Here is a 20,363-nt window from a genome sequence, read left to right as displayed (position 1 = left end):
CGAAAAAGTGTGGTCCTACGCGTCCAGGCCGATGGCGAACGCCGCTTCCAGGTCGTGCTGGGAGTACGTACGGAACGCCACATGCGTGTCCGTGCCCTCGACGCCCGGGATCTTGCTGATCCGGCCGGGGATGACATCGGCGAGGTCGTCGTGGCGGGCGACCCGGACCATGGCGATCAGATCGTAGGTGCCGGTGACGGAGAAGACCTCGCTGACACTGTCCAGCGCGGCGATGGCCTCGGCGATCTCCGGAATCCGGTCCACGCTGGTCTTGATGAGCACGATCGCGGTGATCACGGCTGGCTGTCTCCCTCGGTGGCCGTGGCTGGAACCTTCACTCTAGCCCCACCCCGATAGCGTCCCCAGGCGTAGAGGAACCCCGCCGCGAACCCCGCCACATGCGCCAGATACGCCACCCCCGGCCCCGCGTCCGCCGCCTGGGCGGCTGCCCACTGGAGCCCGAACCAGAAGACCAGCACGATCCAGGCGGGAAAGCGCAGCGGCAGGAAGAAGAGGAACGGGAACAGGCTGGTCACCCGGGCCTTGGGGAACAGGTACAGGAACGCGCCGAGCACCGCCGAGATCGCGCCCGACGCCCCGACCAGCGTCTGCTCCGAGTCCGCGTGCACCGCCGCGTAGCAGACCAGCGCCAGATAGCCGCACCCCACGTAGAAAAGGGCGAACTGCACCCGGCCCATGCGTTCCTCGGTCATCGCCCCGAACACGTACAGGAAGAGCAGGTTGCCCAGCAGGTGCAGCCAGCTGCCGTGCACGAACAGCGCGGTGAACGGGGTGAGCAGGGCGCGCGCAGAGCCCTCCCACAGCTCGGCCGGGATCACGCCCCACCGCTCGAAGTACCCGGCCTGCGCGGCGAGCAGCGCGTCCTGGCTGCCGTAGGAGGCGCCGCCGAAGCCGGAGAGCGGGCTGATCAGGAAGATCGCGCAGCACAGGGCGATCAGCCCGTACGTCACCGGTGCCCCGCCCACGGTCCCGCCCGCCGCGCTGTCCCGGACCCTCCCGGCCGAGGTCCGCCAGTCGAACCGCCGTAGGTCGATCATGTACAGAGCATGACGTACAGGGCGAGAACGGGACGGAGCGCCTCGCCGTGCCGATGCCTATACGCGAGGCCGTAGGGTTACGCCAGGACTTCCGCAGTTCGACGGCGCACCGCGAGATCCTTGACGTAGACAGGTGGAGTCGCGGCGGCGCGCCCGGCGCGGGCTCCTGGAGACGACGAAAGAGGACGCAGACGATGACGACGGTTCCCCTGCCGACGGACTCGACCCGCTGGCGCTGCACCCTGTGCGGCAATCTCACGCGCTTCGACGTGACGCGGTCCTCCAAGGTCGTGGAGTACGTGCACCTCGACCTGGCCGGTGAGTCCAGTGTCGAGGAGCGGGAGGTGGTCAGTGAGACCATCGAGTCGGTCCGCTGTCGTTGGTGCAACGCGGTGGACCAGATCGAACTGGTGGACAGGCCGGGTGCCGCCTCCTGAGGGAGCGCACCGACAGACATATCTATGGGGTGACGGACGGTGGATCAGCCGACCAGCGGCGCCGAACCGGCCGATGCGGCCGACGGCGGTGCAGAGGCGCTCGACCGCCCGCTGCCCGAAGGCGTACGGCGGCGGGTCATCGCCCTGGTCGCGGACGCCTTCGGCGGCCTGACCGTCGCCGAACTGCCCGCCCAGTTGCGGCAGTATGCCCGGTTCACCCCGACCCGGCGGGCCAAGTTCGCCGGGAACGCGATGGCCGCCGCCCTGGAGAGCGAGCCGCTCTTCCGGCAGCGCATCGGTGAGCGGCTGAGCCAGGCCCAGCCGGAGCTGGCCGGTGCGCTGGAGGCCGGGTCGCCGCCCGCGGCCGCCGACCCCGTCGATGTGGCCGCCGCCGCCTATGTGCTGCGCCCGGTGGGCTGGGTCAAGCTGGTCGAGGCGGCCGGCGAGGAGGTCCAGCGGGCCGACGCGGAACGGGTGGGCGAGGAGACCCGGCGCGAACTGGTCCAGCTGCGCGAGGAGCTGGAGCGGGCGCGCGCCCACACCCGTAGCGAGACCGAGCGGCTCCGCGCCGAGCTGGACGCGGCCCGCAAGGAGTCCGAGTCGCTCCACCGCAAGCTCCGCTCCGCGCAGAGCGAGGTGAAGCGCGGCGAGGCCGCCCTGCGCCGCTCCACCGCCGAGGCGGAGGCCCAGCGCGCCGAGGCGGCCGCCCAGCTCTCCGCCGCCGAGAGCGAGTCCCGCCGGCTCAAGCACCGGCTCGGCGAGGCCGAGGCGGCCGTGGAGGCGGGCCGCAGAGCCTCCCGTGAGGGGCGCTCGATGGAGGACATGCGGCTGCGGCTGCTGCTCGACACGGTCCTGGACGCGGCCTCGGGGCTCCGGCGCGAGCTGGCCCTGCCCCCGGTGACGGCCCGGCCGGCCGACAGCGTGGACGCGGTGGAGCCGGGCCGGATGTCGCCCAAGGACATCGCCGCCAGGGCGCTTTCGGACACCGACCCGGCGCTGCTCGACCAACTGCTGGCACTCCCGCAGGCACATCTCATCGTGGACGGCTACAACGTCACCAAGACCGGCTATCCCCAGATGCCGCTGGAGAAGCAGCGGTTGCGGCTGCTGGGCGGCCTCTCGGTGCTCGCCGCGCAGACCGGTGCCGAGATGACCTGTGTCTTCGACGGCGCCGAGCTGGCCGCCCCGGTGCTGCTCGCGCCGCCGCGCGGGGTGCGGGTGCTGTTCAGCAAGGCGGGGGTCACGGCGGACGAGCTGATCCGTCAACTGGCCCGCGCGGAACCGCCGGGGAGGCCTGTCGTGGTCGTCTCCACCGACCGCGAGGTGGCGGACGGGGTGGCCAAGGCCGGGGCCCGGCCCGTCGCGTCCGTCTTGCTCCTGAAGCGCCTTTCGCGCGTCTAGGCACAGTTGTGCGACATGTGTGGCATGCCGGATTTTTGGGAACGTACCGTCAAGTCGCCACTACACGTGGTGGAGTGAGAGTAAAGAAGTGCCTGATGTGACAAGAAAAATCCTGTGAGGATTTGAACTGATCACAAGAGGGTCACTAGGGTCAGGCCTCGAACCTTCGCACGGTTGATCACCCATTGGGGGTGACGGCGAAGGAACCGCCGAGTCCGTGAGTGTACGGAGCCGGGGATTCTTCCCCACAGCCCGGTAGGCGGCTCTGAGGAAGAAGGAGCTCGCCTTCGTGGCGTCCCACCGTCGTCCCAAGCAGCCGAGCCGCACCCGCGTGACCGTGCTCACCGCGACCGCCGCCGCGGCCGTTGCCCTGACCTCCCAGGCCGCCCACGCCGACCCCAAGCCGACCAAGAACGAGGTCAAGGCGAAGGTCGACAAGCTCTACCACGAGGCCGAGGCCGCCACCGAGAAGTACAACGGCGCCAAGGAGCAGCAGGACAAGCTCAAGAAGCAGGTCGACGCGCTGCAGGACAAGGTCGCCCGGGGTCAGGACGAGCTCAACGACCTGCGCGGCGAGCTGGGTTCGATCGCCACCGCGCAGTACCGCTCCGGCGGTATCGACCCCTCGGTCGCCCTCTTCCTCGCCTCGGACCCGGACAGCTTCCTCGACCAGGCCTCCGCGCTCGACCAGCTGACGGTCAAGCAGACGGAGTCGCTGCAGAAGATCCAGGCCAAGCAGCGCACCCTCGCCCAGCAGCGCAAGGAAGCCCAGGACAAACTCGGCGACCTCGCCGACGTCCGCAAGGCGCTCGGCGAGAACAAGAAGAAGTACCAGGGCAAGCTGGCCGACGCGCAGCGGCTGCTCAACAGCCTGACCGCCGCCGAGCGGGCGAAGATCGCCCAGGAGGAAGAGGCGAAGGACCGCGCCAGCCGCGCCACCAGCGAGCGGGTCGATCTCGGCAACGAGGCCCCCGCTTCGGGCCGCGGAGCCGCCGCCCTCAGCGCCGCCGCCACCCAGCTCGGCAAGCCCTACGTCTCCGGCGGCTCGGGCCCCAACTCCTACGACTGCTCCGGGCTGACCCAGTGGGCCTTCGCGCAGGCCGGTGTCGGCATCTCCCGGACCACGTACACCCAGCAGAACGACGGCACGAAGATCGGCCGCAGCCAGCTCCGCCCGGGCGACCTGGTCTTCTTCAACGGCCTGTCGCACGTCGGCTTCTACGCCGGCAACAACCAGATCCTGCACGCCCCGAAGCCGGGCACCGTCGTCCGCTACGAGTCGATGGACTACATGGGCACCTTCCAGTTCGGCGTCCGCATCTGACGCCACGCCCGCCCGGAGCGACGCCCGAACGAGGGAATCGCCCCACCCCGCACTGACGCCCTGCCCCGCCCGGAGACCGAGGTCACCGGCGGGGCAGCGCCGTTTCGACGCCCCTTCCGCCACCGCCGGGGTCTTTGGCCGCCCGGTAGTCGTCCGATTACTGTCTGGCTGCTGCGCGGCTCCCCGTACGGACCCGCGCGTTCCTGCGTCAACTGCGTCAGCGGAAGGAAGTGCGGCTTCCTGTGGTGTCCCATCGCCGTCCCACCCAGTCCGGCCTCCATCGGGGCGTCCGCGTCACGGTCGTCACAGCGGCCGCCGCCACCGCGGCCGCGACCCTGACCGGGGCCCCCGCGAACGCCGACCCGAAGGACACCCGCGAGAGCGCCAAGGCGGCCGTCGACCGGCTCTACGGCGAGGCCGAGAAGGCCACCGAGCTCTACAACGAGGCCGGGGAGCGGGTGGACCGGCTGCGCGGCGAGGCGGACCGGGCCCAGGACGCGGCGGCCCGCGGCCAGGAGTCCATCAACCGGATGCGCAACTCGCTCGGCGCGATGGCGGGCGCCCAGTACCGCACCGGTGGCATTGACCCCGCGCTCGCCCTGCTGCTCTCCTCCGACCCGGACACCTACCTGGAGCGGGCCGCCGCCCTCGACCGGGCCGGCGCGCGCCAGGCGCTGACCCTGGACAAGCTCCGCCACGCCCAGCGCAGCGTCGCCCAGACCCGCGCCGAGGCCTCCCGCGCCCTCACCGAGCTGGAGCGCAACCGGGCCGCCGTCACCCGCCACAAGAGATCCGTCGAGGCCAAGCTCCGCCAGGCCCGGCAACTGCTGGCCTCGCTGCCCGCCGAGGACCGCGCCTCCTTCGACCGGGTCTCCCGCTCCGGCCGCGACGGCGCCCCCGACCTCTCCGGCGTCGCCCCCGGCTCGGCCCGGGCGATGTCCGCCGTCGCCGCCGTACGCCAGGCGCTCGGCAAGCCGTATGTGTGGGGCGCCAACGGGCCCTCCGGCTTCGACTGTTCCGGCCTCATGCAGTGGGCCTACGCCCAGGCGGGGGTGAGCCTGCCCCGCACCTCGCAGGCCCAGCGGTACGCGGGACGCATGGTGCCGCTCTCCCAGGCCCAGCCCGGCGACCTGGTCGCCTACCGCGCCGACGCCAGCCACATCGGGATGTACGTGGGCAACGGCCAGGTCATCCACGCCCCCTACCCGGGCGCCGCGATCCGCTACGACCCCGTCGGGATGATGCCCGTCTCCTCGGTGACCCGGATCTGACCGCACGCCGGATCCGGCCGCACGCCGGTCTGACGCGCGCCCGGATCTGATCGCCCCGCCCGGAACGGACCGTACGATCGGCAGGGTGGCCGTACGAGGACGTGATGCGCGAGGGAGACGCCCTCGGCTCCCTCGGCGTGCGGCGGGCCTCGCGCTCGCCGTCCTGCTGACCGCCTCCGCCTGCGCGGCCCCGGCCGATGCCGACACCACCCTCACCGTCCGGGAGATCGACGCCACCCTGGAGCGCCGCGCCGCCGCCGTCCTCGCCCGGGACCCGGCGGGCTACCTCGACGCGCTGGCCCCCGACGCCGCGAAGCTGCGGGCCGCCCAGCGCACGGAACTGGCCAACCTCGCCGACGTACCCCTGAAGTCCTGGGCGTACGAGGTGAAGGGCATCACCGAGGAGGACGGCGACTGGGCCACCGCCGAGGTGGAGCTGCGCTACCGGATCGACGGGTACGACACCGCGCCCGTCGCCGCCCGCCGCACCCTGGAGCTGATGCGGGACGGCGAGCGGTGGTACGTCAGCGCCGACCGGCCCGCCAAGGGCGCCTCCGACCAGCTCTGGCACCAGGGGGAGGTGGAGGTCGTCCGGGGCGCCCACAGCCTCGTCCTGGGCGTCGGGCGGCCCGAGGAGGAGCTGCGCCAGATCGCGGACACCGTGGACCTCGCCGTCCCGGCCGTGTCGGACGCCTGGCCGCAGCCGTGGGCGCGCCGGGTCGTCGTCCTCGTCCCGGACTCCGTGGAGTCCATGGCGGGGCTGCTGGGCTCCCCGGAGACCAGCTACCGGGGCATCGCCGCCGTCACCACCGGCGAGGCGGGCACCACCGGCAAGCGGCCCGCCCTCGCGGACCGGGTGATCGTCAACCCGCAGGCGTACGCCTCACTCGGCAGCTTCGGCCAGCGCGTCGTCCTGACCCATGAGACGACCCATGTCGCCACCCGGACCAGCACCTCCACGGCGACCCCCGTCTGGCTCTCCGAGGGCTTCGCCGACTGGGCCGCCTACCGGGGCGAGGACCGCACCCCCGACCTCATCGCCCCGGAGCTGACGGGCGCGGTCCGGGCCGGTGACGTACCCGCCGGACTCCCCGACGACAAGGACTTCGGCTTCGACGGCGACCCCGCCGAGCTCGCCCGGGCCTACGAGAGCGCCTGGATGGCCTGCGAACTCATCGCGGAGCGGTGGGGCCAGGAGAAGCTCACCGCCTTCTACGCGGCCGTGGGGGCCCATCCCGGGCGGGACGGGGCGGTGGAGCAGGCGATGGGATCGGTCCTCGACACGACGCCCGAGGAGTTCACCGCCGACTGGCGCGACTACCTGAGCGCCCGGCTCGGCTGATCCCCGCGGACCGGGGCCGCCTTCTCGGACCGCGCCCCCGGCACCGTCTCCCGCCACAACCGCCGCGCGGCGATCAGCGAGGCGGCCATCAGGAGCCCGTTCCGTACGAACAGGAGCGCCACGCCCCACGCGTCGCTCGCCACCACCTCGGCGAAGTACACCGGGAACTCCAGCACCGTCACCCCGGCCGCGACCAGCACCAGCACGGCGGGCCGCACCATCCCGCCACCCCGGAACGCCAGGCAGACCGCCGCGAGACCGACCAGCCACACCACGTACTGCGGGCTGATCACCCGGCTCGTCGTGGTGAACAGCAGCACCGCCGTGAACGCGGCCTGCGCCGGGGTGTGGGCGGCGAACGTCCGGGCCCGCAGCCGCCACACCAGCAGCCAGCCCAGTGCCACCACGGCCAGCCCCAGCACCAGCGTCGAGACCAGCCCCACGTGCGGGCCGAGGAACTCCATGGAGCCGTAGTGCAGCTCCACCCGCCCCTCCCAGCCGGTGTGCCGGGCCAGGTGGAAGTAGAGCGCCCCCAGCGACTCGATCTCCAGGCCCCGGTCCCGCTGGAAGGCGAGGAACGCGTACGCCCCCGGCATCCACAGCGCGAAGCCCACACCGAGACCGGCCGCCGTCAGCGCCGCCGCCGACCAGGCCGCCCGGGTCGGCCGCCCTCGCCGGACCCCGATCAGCACCAGTACCGGCCACACCTTCAGCAGCGCCCCGAACGCGGCCAGCACCCCCAGCGCCTTCGGGTGGCGCACCCCCGCCAGCAGCGCCGCCACCGCGACCGCCGTCACCATCAGGTCGTAGCGGGCGTACACGGTCGGCCCCAGCAGCGGCACCCCCACGACCCACACCCACGCACCCGCCGCCCTCATCCCCGGCCGCCGGCCCGCGTACAGCAGCAGCCCGAACACGAGGGCGTCGCAGAGCAGCACGAGGGCGTAGAAGGCGCTCGCGTACTCCCAGAAGGGCAGCAGGGCGGGGGAGAGGATCGCGAGGGCGGCGCCGGGCGGGTACTGCCAGGTGACGTCGTCCAACGGGTACGTGCCCGTCAGCAGCGTCTCGTACCAGCCCCGGTAGATCACCGACACGTCCACCGTGACATTGAGGCCGCCCAGGGTGAACACCCCGGACACCCAGAGCAGCAGCGCCGCCCGGGTCACCGTCCAGGCCGCGTACGGCAGGAGCGCCGCGCCCTTGGATGTCTGCCCTGTCATCTGAGTGTCTGCCTTGTCATGCGAATGTCTGCCCCGTCATCGCCGCCGCCCTGGATCGTCTCCGGCTCCCGTCCGGCGGCCCATGATGCCGGGGGGTGAGGGCGTGGGCCGTGAAGCGCGGCCGTTCGGTACTGTCAGCCGCGATGGACAAGACCTTGATCGTGACCAACGACTTCCCGCCCCGCCCCGGTGGCATCCAGGCGTTCCTGCACAACATGGCGCTGCGCCTGGACCCCGACCGGGTCGTCGTCTACGCCTCCACCTGGAAACGCGGCGAGGAGGGTACGGCGGCCACCGCCGCCTTCGACGCCGAGCAGCCGTTCACCGTGGTGCGCGACCGGACGACGATGCTGCTGCCGACCCCGCGCGTCACCCGGCGGGCCACCGACCTGCTGCGAGAACACGGCTGCACCTCCGTCTGGTTCGGTGCCGCCGCCCCGCTCGGGCTCATGGCCCCGGCGCTGCGCCGCGCGGGCGCGAGGCGGCTGGTGGCCACCACCCATGGTCACGAGGCCGGGTGGGCCCAGCTGCCCGCCTCCCGGCAACTGCTGCGCCGGATCGGCGAGTCCACGGACACGATCACCTATCTGGGGGAGTACACCCGCTCCCGGATCGCCGCCGCCCTCACCCCGGAGGCGGCCGCCCGCATGGTGCAACTGCCCCCGGGCGTCGACGAGAAGACCTTCCACCCGGCCTCGGGCGGTGACCAGGTCCGCGCCCGCCTCGGGCTCTCCGACCGGCCCGTCGTCGTCTGCGTCTCGCGCCTGGTCCCGCGCAAGGGCCAGGACACGCTGATCCTCGCCATGCCCGCGATCCTGGCGCAGATCCCGGACGCGGTGCTGCTGATCGTCGGCGGCGGGCCGTACGCCAAGGAGCTTGAGCGGCTCGCGGTGGAGACCGGGGTGGCGGACTCGGTGCGGTTCACCGGGCCCGTGCCGTGGGCGGAGCTGCCCGCGCACTACGGGGCCGGGGACGTCTTCGCCATGCCGTGCCGGACCCGGCGGCGGGGGCTCGACGTGGAGGGGCTCGGGATCGTCTACCTGGAGGCGTCCGCGACCGGGCTGCCGGTGGTGGCCGGGGACTCGGGCGGCGCGCCGGACGCGGTGCTGGACGGCGAGACCGGGTGGGTGGTGCGCGGCGGCAGCGCCGGGGAGTCGGCGGACCGGATCGTGACGCTGCTCGGCGACCCGGAGCTGCGGCGGCGGATGGGGGAGCGGGGCCGCGCCTGGGTCGAGGAGAAGTGGCGCTGGGACCTGCTGGCGGAGAAGCTCAAGACGCTGCTGTGAGTACGGACAAGACGCTGCTGTGAGTACGGAGAAGGGGCCCGCGCTTGGTCGAAAAGCGCGGGCCCCTTCGTACGCGTGACACCGCTCAGGCGCGGTAGATCGACTCCACCTCGTCCGCGAAGTCCTTCGCCACCACGTTCCGCTTCAGCTTCAGCGACGGCGTGATGTGGCCCGCCTCCTCGGTGAACTGGGCGGGCAGGATCCGGAACTTGCGTACGGACTCGGCCTTGGAGACCGCCGCGTTGCCGTCGTCCACCGCCCGCTGCACCTCCGCCAGCAGCTCCGCGTCCTCGCGCAGCGACAGGGCGGTCGAGCCGACCGGCTTGCCGTGCTCCTCGGCCCAGCGGCCCAGGAACTCCTCGTCCAGGGTGACCAGTGCGCCGACGAACGGGCGGCCGTCGCCGACCACCATGCACTCGGCGACCAGGGCGTGGGCGCGGATGCGGTCCTCGATCACCGCCGGGGCGACGTTCTTGCCGCCCGCCGTGACGATGATCTCCTTCTTGCGGCCGGTGATCGCGAGGTAGCCGTCCTCGTCGAGGGTGCCGATGTCGCCCGTGTGGAACCAGCCGTCGGCCAGCGCCTCGGCCGAGGCCGACTCGTTCTTCCAGTACCCGGTGAACAGGTGCTCGCCGTGGAGCAGCACCTCACCGTCGTCCGCGATCCGGACCACCGAGCCGGGCAGCGGCTGGCCGACCGTACCGATCTTCTGCCGGTCCCACGGGTTGAACGCCGTCGCCGCACAGGTCTCGGTCAGGCCGTAGCCCTCCAGGACCGTAAAGCCGATGCCCCGGTAGAAGTGGCCGAGCCGCTCGCCCAGCGGGGCGCCGCCGGAGATCGCGAACTCGCCCTTGCCGCCGAGGACCGCGCGCAGCTTGCCGAAGACCAGCTTGTCGAAGAGCTTGTGCTTGAGCTTCAGCCCCAGCGAGGGGCCCTGCGGGGTGGACAGCGCCCGGCTGTAGGCGATCGCCGTGTCGGCGGCCCGGTCGAAGATCTTGCCCTTGCCGTCCGCCTGCGCCTTGGCGCGGGCCGCGTTGTAGACCTTCTCGAAGACCCGGGGCACCCCGAGGATCAGCGTCGGCCGGAACGCGGCCAGCTCGTCGGTGAGGTTCTTGATGTCGGGGACGCAGCCGAGCTTGATCGGGGCCATCACCGAGGCCACCTCGACCAGCCGGCCGAAGACGTGCGCGGCGGGCAGGAACAGCAGCACCGAGCACTCGCCCGTACGGAACAGCGGCTTCAGCCGCTCCACCACGTTGCCGCACTCCGCGAAGAAGCTGCGGTGGGTCAGCACACAGCCCTTGGGGCGGCCGGTCGTGCCGGAGGTGTAGACGATGGTCGCCGGGTCGTCCGCCTTGGCGCTGACCATCCGCAGGTCCATGGTCTCGTCGGAGACCTCGGCACCCGCCTTGCCGAGCGCCTCCACGGCGCCCGCGTCGATCTGCCAGACATGCTCCAGCTCCGGCAGCGCGTCCCGCACCGAGGCCACGGAGGCGGCGTGCGCGTCGCTCTCCACGAGCACCGCCACCGCACCGGAGTCACCCAGGATCCACTGGACCTGCTCGGCGGAGCTGGTCTCGTACACCGGCACGGTCACCGCGCCCGCGCTCCAGATCGCGAAGTCCAGCAGCACCCACTCGAAACGGGTGCGGGACATCAGGGCGACCCGGTCGCCGGGCTGCACGCCCGAGGCGATCAGACCTTTGGCGGCGGCTCTCACCTCGGCCAGGAACTGGGTGGCGCTGACGTCGGTCCAGGCACCGGCCACCTTGCGGCTCATCACCGCGACTTCGGGATGCTGAGCGGCGTTGCGGCGGATGAGATCCGTCAGATTGCCGTCCGTCGGGACCTCGTACAGGGCCGGAAGGCTGAACTCGCGCAAGACTGCTGCTCCTCATCGGGCTCCGGTGCCACGGCTCTGTGTGACGCACCGGCTGCGGTCCAAGAATGGCAGGTGCTCCGTGGGGTGAGCACGACTGGACTGCCCGGACGTTACCCACCGGTACTAGGTTCCCGATAGGGGGTTCCGGCCAGATGTCTTATGCATCACACATATAAATGGCCCTTTCGCGCACAGTAGTCCACCGGCGTGACGACTCGAAAGTAACCGCAGGTCCAGCCGGTCTACCCGCGCGTGGACGGGCGCTTTAGGGTGATCCGTATGCGAGGCAGCGAAGCAGGCGGCCCGGCGGCCGGCACCCGGCGCACCACCCGGATCCACGTGGTCAGCGATGTGCACGGCAACACCGAGGCCCTGGCCCGCGCCGGGGACGGCGCCGACGCCCTCATCTGCCTCGGTGACCTGGTGCTCTTCCTCGACTACGCCGACCACTCGCGCGGTATCTTCCCCGACCTGTTCGGCAAGGAGAACGCGAGCCGCATCGTCGCCCTGCGCACCGCCCGCCGCTACGAGGAGGCCCGCGCCTTCGGCCGCGAGCTGTGGGCGGGCCGGGACCGCAACACCGAGATCATCGGCGCGGTACGCAGGCAGTACGCCGAACTCTTCGCCGCCTTCCCCACCCCGACGTACGCCACCTACGGCAACGTCGACGTCCCCCGTCTGTGGCCCGAGTACGTCCTCCCCGGCACCACCGTGCTGGACGGCGAACGGGTGGAGATCGGCGGCCGGGTCTTCGGGTTCGTCGGCGGCGGCCTCAGGACCCCGATGAACACCCCGTACGAGATCAGCGACGAGGAGTACGCCGCCAAGGTCGAGGCGCTCGGCCCGGTCGACGTGCTCTGCTCGCACATCCCGCCCGAGGTCCCCGAGCTGACGTACGACACCGTCGCCCGCCGCTTCGAACGCGGCTCCACCGCCCTGCTGGAGGCCATCCGCACCACCCGCCCCCGGTACGCACTTTTCGGCCATGTTCACCAGCCGTTGGTCCGCCGGATGCGGATCGGCGACACCGAGTGCGTCAACGTCGGACACTTCGCCTCCACCGGGACGCCCTGGGCGCTGACCTGGTGACCGGAAGGGCCCGGGCCGTGGACCGGAGCGCGGCGGGCACGCGATAGCCTGCACAGCGGCAGGCTCCTGCCGAAAGCGACCGGTTACACCGCACTGGAGGGCCACGGCGATGGCTGAACACACCAGCTCGAGCATCACGATCGAGGCGGCACCGGCCGACGTCATGAGCGTGATCGCCGACTTCGCCCGCTACCCCGAGTGGACCGGCGAGGTGAAGGAGGCCGAGGTCCTGGCCACGGACGACGAGGGCCGCGCCGAGCAGGTCCGCCTCGTCCTGGACGCCGGAGCCATCAAGGACGACCACGTCCTGAAGTACACCTGGCTGGGCGACAAGGAAGTCAGCTGGACCCTGGTCAAGTCCCAGATGCTCCGCTCGCTGGACGGCACGTACGCCCTCGCGTCGATGGCCGGCGGGGTGCGCACCGAGGTCACCTACAAGCTCGCCGTCGACGTCAAAATCCCGCTCCTCGGCATGATCAAGCGCAAGGCCGAGAAGGTCATCATCGACCGCGCGCTCGCCGGCCTGAAGAAGCGCGTCGAGTCCATGCCGCAGGGCTGAGAGCGATGCGTACGGTCCTGGTCACCGGCCCCGGCGGCGCGGGCCGTACCACCCTCGCCGCGGCGAGTGCCCTGGCCGCCGCCGCGAGCGGCCGCCGCACGCTCCTGGTCTCCGCCGAGCCCATACCCGGCTTCCCCTTCGGCCCGGAACCCACCCCGGTCACCGACCGCCTCGACCACGCCCGGATCGACTCCGGCGCCCACTTCCGCGCCGAACTCACCGAGCTCCAGCAGCGCGCATCGAGCGTCCTGGACCTGGTCGGGGCCGGGCGCCTGGACGGCGAGGAGCTGACCGAACTCCCCGGCTCCCCGCAGCTGGCCCTCCTGCACACCCTGCACCGGGCCGCCGCAGGCGACTGGTCGACGGCCGGCTACGACACCCTCGTCGTCGACCTCCCGCCGCTCGACCAGGCCCTCGCCCTGCTGGCCCTCCCCGAGCAGCTCCGCCGCTATCTGCGCCGCCTGCTGCCCGCCGAACGCCAGGCCGCCCGCGCCCTGCGCCCGGTCCTCGCCCAGCTCGCCGGGGTCCCGATGCCCGCGCAGTGGCTGTACGAGGCCGCCGCCCGCAAGGACGAGGAGCTGGCCGCCGTACAAGCCCTGGTCGAAGACGGCTCTACCACGCTCCGCCTGGCCGCAGAGCCCGGGCCCGCCGCCGAGGACGCCCTGCGCACCGCCCGCACCGGCCTCGCCCTGTACGGGCTCCGCGCCGACCTGCTGGTGGCCAACCGGGTCCTGCCGCGCCACTCCTCCGACCCCTGGTTCGCCGATCTCGCCGCCCAGCAGGAGAAGTGCCTGGGCCACTGGCACGAGGAGTGGGCCCCGCACGTCCCGGTCCACGAGGCCGCGCACCTCGGCCGCGACCCCCGGACCGCCGACGACCTGGCCGCGCTCGGTATCCCGGCGCCGGACGAGCGGGGAGCGGGCCGGGTGGACGACCCCTGGTGGATCGAGGAGGAGGAGCCGGGGGAGGACGGGCCTGGGGAGGAAGGCCGCCCGTCCGTGCTGGCCTGGTGCCTGCCGCTGCCCGGCGCGACGAAGGAGGACCTGCGCCTGGTCCGCCGGGGCGAGGAACTGCTCCTGACCGTGGGCCCGTTCCACCGGATCGTGCGGGTCGCCTCGGCGCTGCGCCGCTGCACGGTCGCGGGCGCGGCCCTGACCGACGGGGTCCTGCGGGTCCGCTTCACGCCGGACCCGGCGCTCTGGCCGCGCACCCCGTGATCCTTCCGCCGCGCACCCCGTGATCCTTTGGCCGCGTACGTCCCGGTTCCTGAACGGGCCGCGGCCATTCGGGTAACGTCGGTAGTACGAACCACGAGCCCCGCCGGCCGCCCGTCGGCGGCCGGCACCCGCGTCGCAGGAGTCCGCCATGAGTGAAGCCACCGATCGTCCCGTCGACGGCGACGCGTGGGCCGACGCCTGCGCCGAGGACCTCGCGGAGGAGAAGGCCCGCCGCCGCGCGCAGTACGGCCCGCAGCCCGGCTCGGCCGCCGAGGAGCTGCGCAAGCTGGTCGACGCGGTCGCCGACAAGGTCTCCTCGCTCCAGTCGCCGCTGCTCGGCGTCGCCGCCCAGGGCGCGGTCCAGCAGGCCATCCGGCAGGCGAAGTCCGCCGTGGAGCCGGTCATCGAGCGCAACCCGCAGGTCTTCGACCACCTCGCCGCCGCGGGCAACGAGCTGCTCGCCGCCTACCGCTCGGCGGTGGAGGGCCAGGAGAGCCGCTGGACCCGCACCGCGGCCGACCCCTCCAAGGCCACCCCTGCCGCCCAGGCGGACAAGGCCGCCGACGACCCGTCCGACCCCCGCGACGAAGGCCGCGGCGAAGGCCCCTCCGGCACCGAGCGCATCGACCTGGACTGAATCGTCCTGGACCGAGCGGACGCACCACCCGGCAAGGCCGCTCCACATCGGCCGGGACCGACCGGTCCCGGCCAGGCCGGGCGCTGCCTCGGGTACGGTTGGCCCTAGCGGGGCTCGACCGAAACTGAGGGATTCATGGGACTCACCATCGGCGTCGATATCGGCGGCACGAAGATCGCGGCTGGAGTGGTCGACGAAGAGGGCCGGATCCTCTCGACGTTCAAGGTGGCGACGCCCCCGACGGCCGAAGGCATCGTCGACGCGATCTGCGCGGCGGTGGCCGGCGCGAGCGAGGGCCACGAGGTGGAGGCCGTCGGCATCGGCGCCGCCGGTTACGTCGACGACAAGCGCGCCACGGTGCTCTTCGCGCCCAACATCAACTGGCGCCACGAACCGCTCAAGGACAAGGTCGAGCAGCGCATCGGCCTGCCCGTCGTCGTCGAGAACGACGCCAACGCGGCCGCCTGGGGCGAGTACCGCTTCGGGGCCGGCCAGGGCCACGACGACGTCATCTGCATCACGCTCGGCACCGGCCTCGGCGGCGGCATCATCATCGGCAACAAGCTGCGCCGCGGACGCTTCGGCGTGGCCGCCGAGTTCGGCCACATCCGGGTCGTCCCGGACGGCCTGCTCTGCGGCTGCGGCAGCCAGGGCTGCTGGGAGCAGTACGCCTCCGGCCGCGCCCTCGTGCGGTACGCGAAGCAGCGCGCCAACGCCACTCCCGAGAACGCCGCCATACTGCTGGGCCTCGGCGACGGCACCGTGGACGGCATCGAGGGCAAGCACATCAGCGAGGCCGCCCGCCAGGGCGACCCGGTGGCCATCGACTCGTTCCGCGAGCTGGCCCGCTGGGCCGGCGCCGGACTGGCCGACCTCGCCTCGCTGTTCGACCCGTCCGCGTTCATCGTCGGCGGCGGCGTCTCGGACGAGGGCGAGCTCGTCCTCGACCCGATCCGCAAGTCGTTCCGGCGCTGGCTGATCGGCGGCGAGTGGCGCCCGCACGCCCAGGTGCTCGCCGCCCAACTCGGCGGCAAGGCAGGGCTCGTGGGCGCGGCCGACCTGGCCCGCCAGGGCTGAGCCCGACCCCGCACGACGCATCGGACGCCCGTCGCCGCCCTCCGGGGCAGCGGCGGGCGTCCGTCGTATCGTGGCCCGCATGGTCCTGACGCCCCTGCCCGACTCCCGTACCGAGCCGGACGGTTCAGCCGTGATCCGGGTGCTGAGCTACAACGTCCGGTCGATGCACGACGACACCGCTGCCCTGGCCCGGGTCATCCGCGCCTGCGCCCCCGACCTCGTCCTCGTCCAGGAGGCGCCGCGCTTCTTCCGCTGGCGCAAGGCGGCCGCGAGGCTGGCCAGGAGCAGCGACCTCGTGGTCCTCAGCGGGGGTGCCACCGCCGCCGGACCGCTGCTGCTGTGCTCGCTGCGGGCGGCCGTCGAGAGCACCGAGGACGTTCTGCTGCCGCTCACGCCGGGCCTGCACCGCAGGGGCTTCGCCACCGCCGTCGTCAGGATCGGCGGGGTCCGGCTCGGGGTGCTGAGCTGCCATCTGAGCCTCCAGCGCGAGGAGCGCCTCACCCAGGCGGACCTGCTCCTTGAGCGGCTGGCGGCCATGGGCGTCCAGCACGCCGTGGCGGGCGGCGACCTCAACGACGTACCGACCGGGAAGGCGTTCCAGCACCTGGCCGGGCACCTTCAGGACTGCCGGGCCGTCGCCCCCTGGGGCGGCGAGCTCACCTTCACCCCCGACGACCCGCGCAAGCGCATCGACGCGGTCTTCGCGACCCCGGGCATCGAGGTGCTCGGCTGCGGCGTCCCGGCCGGGCTCCCTGGGGTGAGCGAGAAAGACCTGAGGGCGGCCACGGACCATCTGCCGGTCCTGGCCGCCCTCAGAGTCCCTGCCACGAGGTGAGCTACACGACCGCGCCGCGCCCCGGGTCGCCGTAGCTGTCGTCATCGTCGTCGTGCGGCATCCGGGCCACCAGGGTGACGAAGCCGCCCAGGAAGCCGCCGACGCAGAGCGTGGTGAGCCACCACGTCATGTGCCACTGGAGCAGCACCGCCAGCAGCATCAGGACCGGCCCGCCGATCACCGCGAGCCAGGCGAACTTCGCCGTGGTGTCGGCCTCCGGCAGCGGCGGCGGCTCCGGGGGCACGAAGTGGCCCTCCTCGCCGTCGTCCGGCACGTCGATGCCGTCGTCCTTGGACTCGGGCAGCTCGTAGTCGCGGGGACCGGCGACACCGGGCGCGAAGACGACGGAGCTGCCGAGCGGCTTCTTCTCCGGCGGCTTCGGGGGCGTCTTGCCCGCCCCCTTGTCCGCCGGGTCACCGGCCCGGCCGTTGTCCGGCCCGACCACGTTGCGCTGGTCGTCCTCCAGCAGGGCGAGGTCCTCGACCGACTTGAAGGGCTTGGCGCCGGGTGGGTCCGGCGGCTCCTCCCCGTACCCCGCGACGATCGCGGCCCAGGCCGCGTCCTCGTCGATCACCCGCTCCTCGTCCGCCCTCTTCTCCGGCTCGGCCCCTTCCGGGACAGCCGGTTTCGTCGTCCCCTCCGGGACGGCCGCGCTCTCCGTGGGGCGCGGTTCGCGCTCCTCGTCGCTGCCTGTGCGTTCCGCGTCGTGCTCAGCCACCGGACGTGCTCCCCTTCATCCCGACGCTCGGTGCGAGACGGCCGATGAACCGGTAGCTCTCATCGAAGATCCGCTCCGCATCATGGTCCAACGTCGCCACGTGGTAGCTCTGTTCCAGCAGGATCTCCTCGACGTCCGTGGAGGAGATCCGGCTCAGGATCCGCGCGCTGTCCGCGGGCGGCACGACATGGTCCTGCGGGCTGTGCAGCAGCACCACCGGCTGGGTCACCTGCGGCAGCTCGCCGTCGACCAGCCGGAAGAACTTACGCACCGAGTGGGCGGCGTGCAGCGGCACCTTGGTGTAGCCCACCTCGTGCGAGCCGGGGAGCGCGATGTCGTCGGCCACGCCCTTCGTCGTCCGCACCAGGTGGCGGGCGACTGGCAGCGCGTACGCCGAGAGGCCGTGCACCTTGTTGGCCGGGTTGACCAGCACCAGACCGCTGATCGCGTCCCCGTGCTTGGCCGCCAGCCGCAGGGACAGCGCGCCGCCCATGGAGAGGCCGAAGACGAAGACCTGCGCGCACTTCTCCCGCAGCACCCGCAGCTCGCGGTCCACCTCCGCGTACCAGTCCTGCCAGCCGGTGACCGCCATGTCCTCCCAGCGGGTGCCGTGGCCGGGCAGCAGCGGCAGGGAGACGGTGAGCCCGCGCTCGGCAAGGTAATCGGCCCAGGGGCGCAGCGACTGCGGGGACCCGGTGAAGCCATGACAGAGGAGGACGCCGACCTCTCCGCCCTCGTGGCGGAACGGCTCGGCTCCAGGGAGGACCGGCACCGGGGTCTCCTGTTCGTGAGGTGAGGCGGGGGCGGGGGCGCGCACCGGGGCGTGCTTGACGGATGACTTCACCGTACGCGACCGGACCGACACCGACCAGGGCCGTCACCGCCTCTCCGGGGCCCCGGGTTAAGGTCTCAACCGACAGCACACAGGAGGCACCACAGTTGATCTACGGCGCAATGAAGTTCTCCATCGGCGGCTCCTTGAAGCTCGCCTTCCGGCCGTGGGTGGAGGGCCTGGAGAACATCCCCGAGCGGGGGCCGGCGATCCTCGCGAGCAACCACCTCTCCTTCTCCGACTCGTTCTTCCTCCCCGCTGTCCTGGACCGCAAGGTCACGTTCATCGCCAAGGCCGAGTACTTCACGGCCCCCGGGGTGAAGGGCAAGCTCACCGCCGCCTTCTTCAAGGGCGTCGGCCAGCTCCCCGTCGACCGCTCCGGAGCGCGCGGCGCCGGTGAGGCCGCCATCAAGGCGGGCATCCAGGTCGTCGAGAGCGGCGGCCTCTTCGGCATCTACCCCGAGGGCACCCGCTCGCCCGACGGCCGCCTCTACCGCGGCAAGCCCGGCGGCCTGGCCCGCGTCGCGCTGGCCACCGGCGCCCCCGTCATCCCGGTCGCGATGATCGACACCGAGAAGATCCAGCCGCCCGGCCAGGTGCTGCCCAAGCTGATGCGGCCCGGCATCCGCATCGGCAAGCCGCTGGACTTCAGCCGCTACCAGGGCATGGACGGCGACCGCTTCATCCTGCGCTCGGTGACCGACGAGGTCATGTACGAGATCATGAAGCTCTCCGGCCAGGAGTACGTGGACATCTACGCCACCGCCGCCAAGCGCCAGATCGCCGACGAGGCGAAGGCCAAGGCGGAGGAGGCCAAGCGTGAGCGGAAGCAGGCACAGGCGGCCGGCGACGAGGACGGAACGGAACGGTCCGGCGCGTAACAGCGTCGTAGACCGTCGGGGGGTGAGGCCGGATGGCCAAGCGTGAGCGGGTCGTACGGATGTCGGTCGAGCAGCCGCTGTGGCGTGCGCTGACGGGCTACCGCGTACTGACGATGGTCTACGCGGTGCTGCTCGCGATCTTCGGGAAGGACAACTTCGGCCAGCCGAGGTTCGAGCGGCCCTGGGTGGCCTTCGCCTACCTCGCGTTCCTCTTCGTGTGGACGCTCGCCACCCTGCCCAAGGTCCGCTCGGCGGCGGCCTGTACCAAGCGCTTCCTGGGCGCGGATCTCGTCGTCGCGCTGACCGGGATCATGCTCACGCCGGTCGCCGACATCCACTCCCAGACCTTCGACGGCCCGACGCTGCCCTCTATCTGGACGGCCGGAGCGGTCCTCGCCTTCGCCATCAAGGGCGGCTGGCGGTGGGCGGCCTTCGCCTCCACCTTCGTCGCCATCGCCAACATCATCCAGCGCGGCGACCCCAGCCGGGACACCTTCCACAACGTCCTGCTGGTCTGGGTCGCCTCCATCGCCATCGGGTACGTCGTCGAGGTCGCCCGCGCCAGTGAACGCACCCTGGCCCGCGCCCTGGAGATCGAGGCGGCGACCCGGGAACGCGAGCGGCTGGCCCGCGACATCCACGACAGCGTCCTCCAGGTCCTCGCCATGGTGCAGCGCCGGGGCACCGCGATCGGCGGTGAGGCGGCCGAGCTGGGCCGGATGGCCGGGGAGCAGGAGGTCGCCCTGCGCACCCTGGTCTCCAGCGGCCTGGTCCCGCCGACCCGGGTCTCCGAGGACGCCGCCGAGGGGGCCGTCGTGCGCACGGTCGACGTGGACGAGGAGAGCCCGGGCGGCGATGGGGCCACCTGCGACCTGCGCGCCCTGCTGGCCCCGCACGCCGGCTCCCGTACGAGCCTCGCGGAGCCCGGCGCTCCGGTGGTCCTGCCGGCGGAGGCCGCCCGCGAGCTGGCCGCCGCTGTCAGTGCCGCCCTGGACAATGTGCGGGTGCACGCCGGGGCGGAGGCCCAGGCATGGATCCTGGTCGAGGACGAGCCCGGCGAGGTCATCGTCACCGTCCGGGACGACGGCCCCGGCATCCCGGAGGGCCGCCTCGCCCAGGCGGAGGGGGAGGGGCGGATGGGGGTCGCGCTCTCCATCCGCGGCCGACTGCGCGATCTCGGCGGCACGGCCGAGGTGATCTCGGTGCCGGGACAGGGCACCGAGGTCGAGTTGAAGGTTCCGAAAGCACAGGTTTCCCGGGGGAAGGCAGGATCGGCCCGATGAGCACGCAGAACGCA

At 72.4% G+C, this 20,363-nt stretch carries 20 protein-coding genes; 14 read left to right on the top strand and 6 right to left on the bottom strand.

Annotated elements, in window-relative coordinates:
• Nucleotides 1–15: 15 nt before the first annotated feature.
• The gene (locus IF17_RS0109850; protein ID WP_003969641.1) at nt 16–297 is read right to left on the bottom strand and encodes an Lrp/AsnC family transcriptional regulator; all 282 of its coding nucleotides are present in this window, start codon (nt 295–297) and stop codon (nt 16–18) included.
• A complete protein-coding gene (locus IF17_RS0109845) occupies nt 294–1,058 on the bottom strand; it encodes a rhomboid family intramembrane serine protease (RefSeq protein WP_030564233.1) in 765 nt (254 codons plus the stop codon). Before IF17_RS0109845 ends, IF17_RS0109850 begins: the two co-directional genes overlap by 4 nt.
• A gap of 194 nt (nt 1,059–1,252) precedes the next feature.
• Here IF17_RS0109845 and IF17_RS0109840 point away from each other — a divergent pair, with 194 nt between their 5' ends.
• From IF17_RS0109840 to IF17_RS0109820, 5 genes are all read left to right on the top strand, one after another.
• Complete coding sequence (locus tag IF17_RS0109840) at nt 1,253–1,495, top strand: hypothetical protein (RefSeq protein ID WP_003969643.1); 243 nt, start codon at nt 1,253–1,255, stop codon at nt 1,493–1,495.
• 39 nt (nt 1,496–1,534) lie between these two features.
• A complete protein-coding gene (locus tag IF17_RS0109835) occupies nt 1,535–2,896 on the top strand; it encodes an NYN domain-containing protein (protein ID WP_030564232.1) in 1,362 nt (453 codons plus the stop codon).
• 289 nt (nt 2,897–3,185) lie between these two features.
• The gene (locus tag IF17_RS0109830) at nt 3,186–4,220 is read left to right on the top strand and encodes a C40 family peptidase (RefSeq protein WP_030564230.1); all 1,035 of its coding nucleotides are present in this window, start codon (nt 3,186–3,188) and stop codon (nt 4,218–4,220) included.
• A gap of 242 nt (nt 4,221–4,462) precedes the next feature.
• The gene (locus IF17_RS0109825) at nt 4,463–5,491 is read left to right on the top strand and encodes a C40 family peptidase (RefSeq protein WP_030564228.1); all 1,029 of its coding nucleotides are present in this window, start codon (nt 4,463–4,465) and stop codon (nt 5,489–5,491) included.
• 85 nt (nt 5,492–5,576) lie between these two features.
• Nucleotides 5,577–6,833: a hypothetical protein gene (locus tag IF17_RS0109820; protein ID WP_030564226.1), complete on the top strand. Its 1,257-nt coding sequence runs from the start codon at nt 5,577–5,579 to the stop codon at nt 6,831–6,833.
• On the opposite strand, the gene IF17_RS0109815 is transcribed toward IF17_RS0109820, so the two are convergent.
• The gene (locus IF17_RS0109815; RefSeq protein WP_030564224.1) at nt 6,809–8,053 is read right to left on the bottom strand and encodes a glycosyltransferase family 87 protein; all 1,245 of its coding nucleotides are present in this window, start codon (nt 8,051–8,053) and stop codon (nt 6,809–6,811) included. The two genes, IF17_RS0109820 and IF17_RS0109815, sit on opposite strands and share 25 nt — an antisense overlap.
• A gap of 143 nt (nt 8,054–8,196) precedes the next feature.
• On the opposite strand from IF17_RS0109815, the gene IF17_RS0109810 reads away from it, so the two are divergent.
• Nucleotides 8,197–9,339, top strand: a complete 1,143-nt coding sequence (locus tag IF17_RS0109810; RefSeq protein ID WP_030564222.1) for a glycosyltransferase family 4 protein — start codon at nt 8,197–8,199, stop codon at nt 9,337–9,339.
• Between the two features lie 85 nt (nt 9,340–9,424).
• On the opposite strand, the gene IF17_RS0109805 is transcribed toward IF17_RS0109810, so the two are convergent.
• On the bottom strand, nt 9,425–11,221 hold the full coding sequence (locus IF17_RS0109805) for an AMP-dependent synthetase/ligase (protein ID WP_030564220.1): 1,797 nt from the start codon (nt 11,219–11,221) through the stop codon (nt 9,425–9,427).
• 279 nt (nt 11,222–11,500) lie between these two features.
• On the opposite strand from IF17_RS0109805, the gene IF17_RS0109800 reads away from it, so the two are divergent.
• The 6 genes from IF17_RS0109800 to IF17_RS0109775 all read left to right on the top strand — a co-directional run bounded on the left by IF17_RS0109800 (nt 11,501) and on the right by IF17_RS0109775 (nt 16,635).
• Complete coding sequence (locus tag IF17_RS0109800) at nt 11,501–12,310, top strand: metallophosphoesterase family protein (protein WP_030564218.1); 810 nt, start codon at nt 11,501–11,503, stop codon at nt 12,308–12,310.
• Nucleotides 12,311–12,419: 109 nt separating this feature from the next.
• A complete protein-coding gene (locus IF17_RS0109795; RefSeq protein ID WP_030564217.1) occupies nt 12,420–12,869 on the top strand; it encodes an SRPBCC family protein in 450 nt (149 codons plus the stop codon).
• A 5-nt stretch (nt 12,870–12,874) separates the two neighbouring features.
• Complete coding sequence (locus IF17_RS0109790; protein ID WP_030564215.1) at nt 12,875–14,086, top strand: ArsA family ATPase; 1,212 nt, start codon at nt 12,875–12,877, stop codon at nt 14,084–14,086.
• A gap of 148 nt (nt 14,087–14,234) precedes the next feature.
• On the top strand, nt 14,235–14,723 hold the full coding sequence (locus IF17_RS0109785; protein ID WP_030564213.1) for a DUF5304 domain-containing protein: 489 nt from the start codon (nt 14,235–14,237) through the stop codon (nt 14,721–14,723).
• 135 nt (nt 14,724–14,858) lie between these two features.
• Nucleotides 14,859–15,800: an ROK family glucokinase gene (locus IF17_RS0109780; RefSeq protein WP_030564211.1), complete on the top strand. Its 942-nt coding sequence runs from the start codon at nt 14,859–14,861 to the stop codon at nt 15,798–15,800.
• A 79-nt stretch (nt 15,801–15,879) separates the two neighbouring features.
• Complete coding sequence (locus IF17_RS0109775) at nt 15,880–16,635, top strand: endonuclease/exonuclease/phosphatase family protein (RefSeq protein ID WP_030564209.1); 756 nt, start codon at nt 15,880–15,882, stop codon at nt 16,633–16,635.
• 1 nt (nt 16,636) lies between these two features.
• Here the strand turns inward: IF17_RS0109775 and IF17_RS0109770 are convergent, their stop codons facing one another.
• Together IF17_RS0109770 and IF17_RS0109765 are read right to left on the bottom strand one after the other, a co-directional pair.
• Complete coding sequence (locus IF17_RS0109770) at nt 16,637–17,353, bottom strand: hypothetical protein (RefSeq protein WP_030564206.1); 717 nt, start codon at nt 17,351–17,353, stop codon at nt 16,637–16,639.
• Nucleotides 17,346–18,125: an alpha/beta hydrolase gene (locus IF17_RS0109765; protein ID WP_030564204.1), complete on the bottom strand. Its 780-nt coding sequence runs from the start codon at nt 18,123–18,125 to the stop codon at nt 17,346–17,348. Before IF17_RS0109765 ends, IF17_RS0109770 begins: the two co-directional genes overlap by 8 nt.
• Before the next feature lie 167 nt (nt 18,126–18,292).
• Here IF17_RS0109765 and IF17_RS0109760 point away from each other — a divergent pair, with 167 nt between their 5' ends.
• Both IF17_RS0109760 and macS read left to right on the top strand, forming a co-directional pair.
• Nucleotides 18,293–19,066: a lysophospholipid acyltransferase family protein gene (locus IF17_RS0109760; RefSeq protein WP_030564203.1), complete on the top strand. Its 774-nt coding sequence runs from the start codon at nt 18,293–18,295 to the stop codon at nt 19,064–19,066.
• Nucleotides 19,067–19,098: 32 nt separating this feature from the next.
• Nucleotides 19,099–20,349: a MacS family sensor histidine kinase gene (gene macS / locus IF17_RS0109755; RefSeq protein ID WP_030564201.1), complete on the top strand. Its 1,251-nt coding sequence runs from the start codon at nt 19,099–19,101 to the stop codon at nt 20,347–20,349.
• Nucleotides 20,350–20,363 lie beyond the last annotated feature (14 nt).

This window comes from Streptomyces cyaneofuscatus, assembly GCF_000718135.1.
Taxonomy (GTDB): Bacteria; Actinomycetota; Actinomycetes; order Streptomycetales; family Streptomycetaceae; genus Streptomyces; species Streptomyces cyaneofuscatus.
Note: the sequence above shows the minus strand (reverse complement) of the source record. Positions and strands in the feature narration are given on the sequence as shown.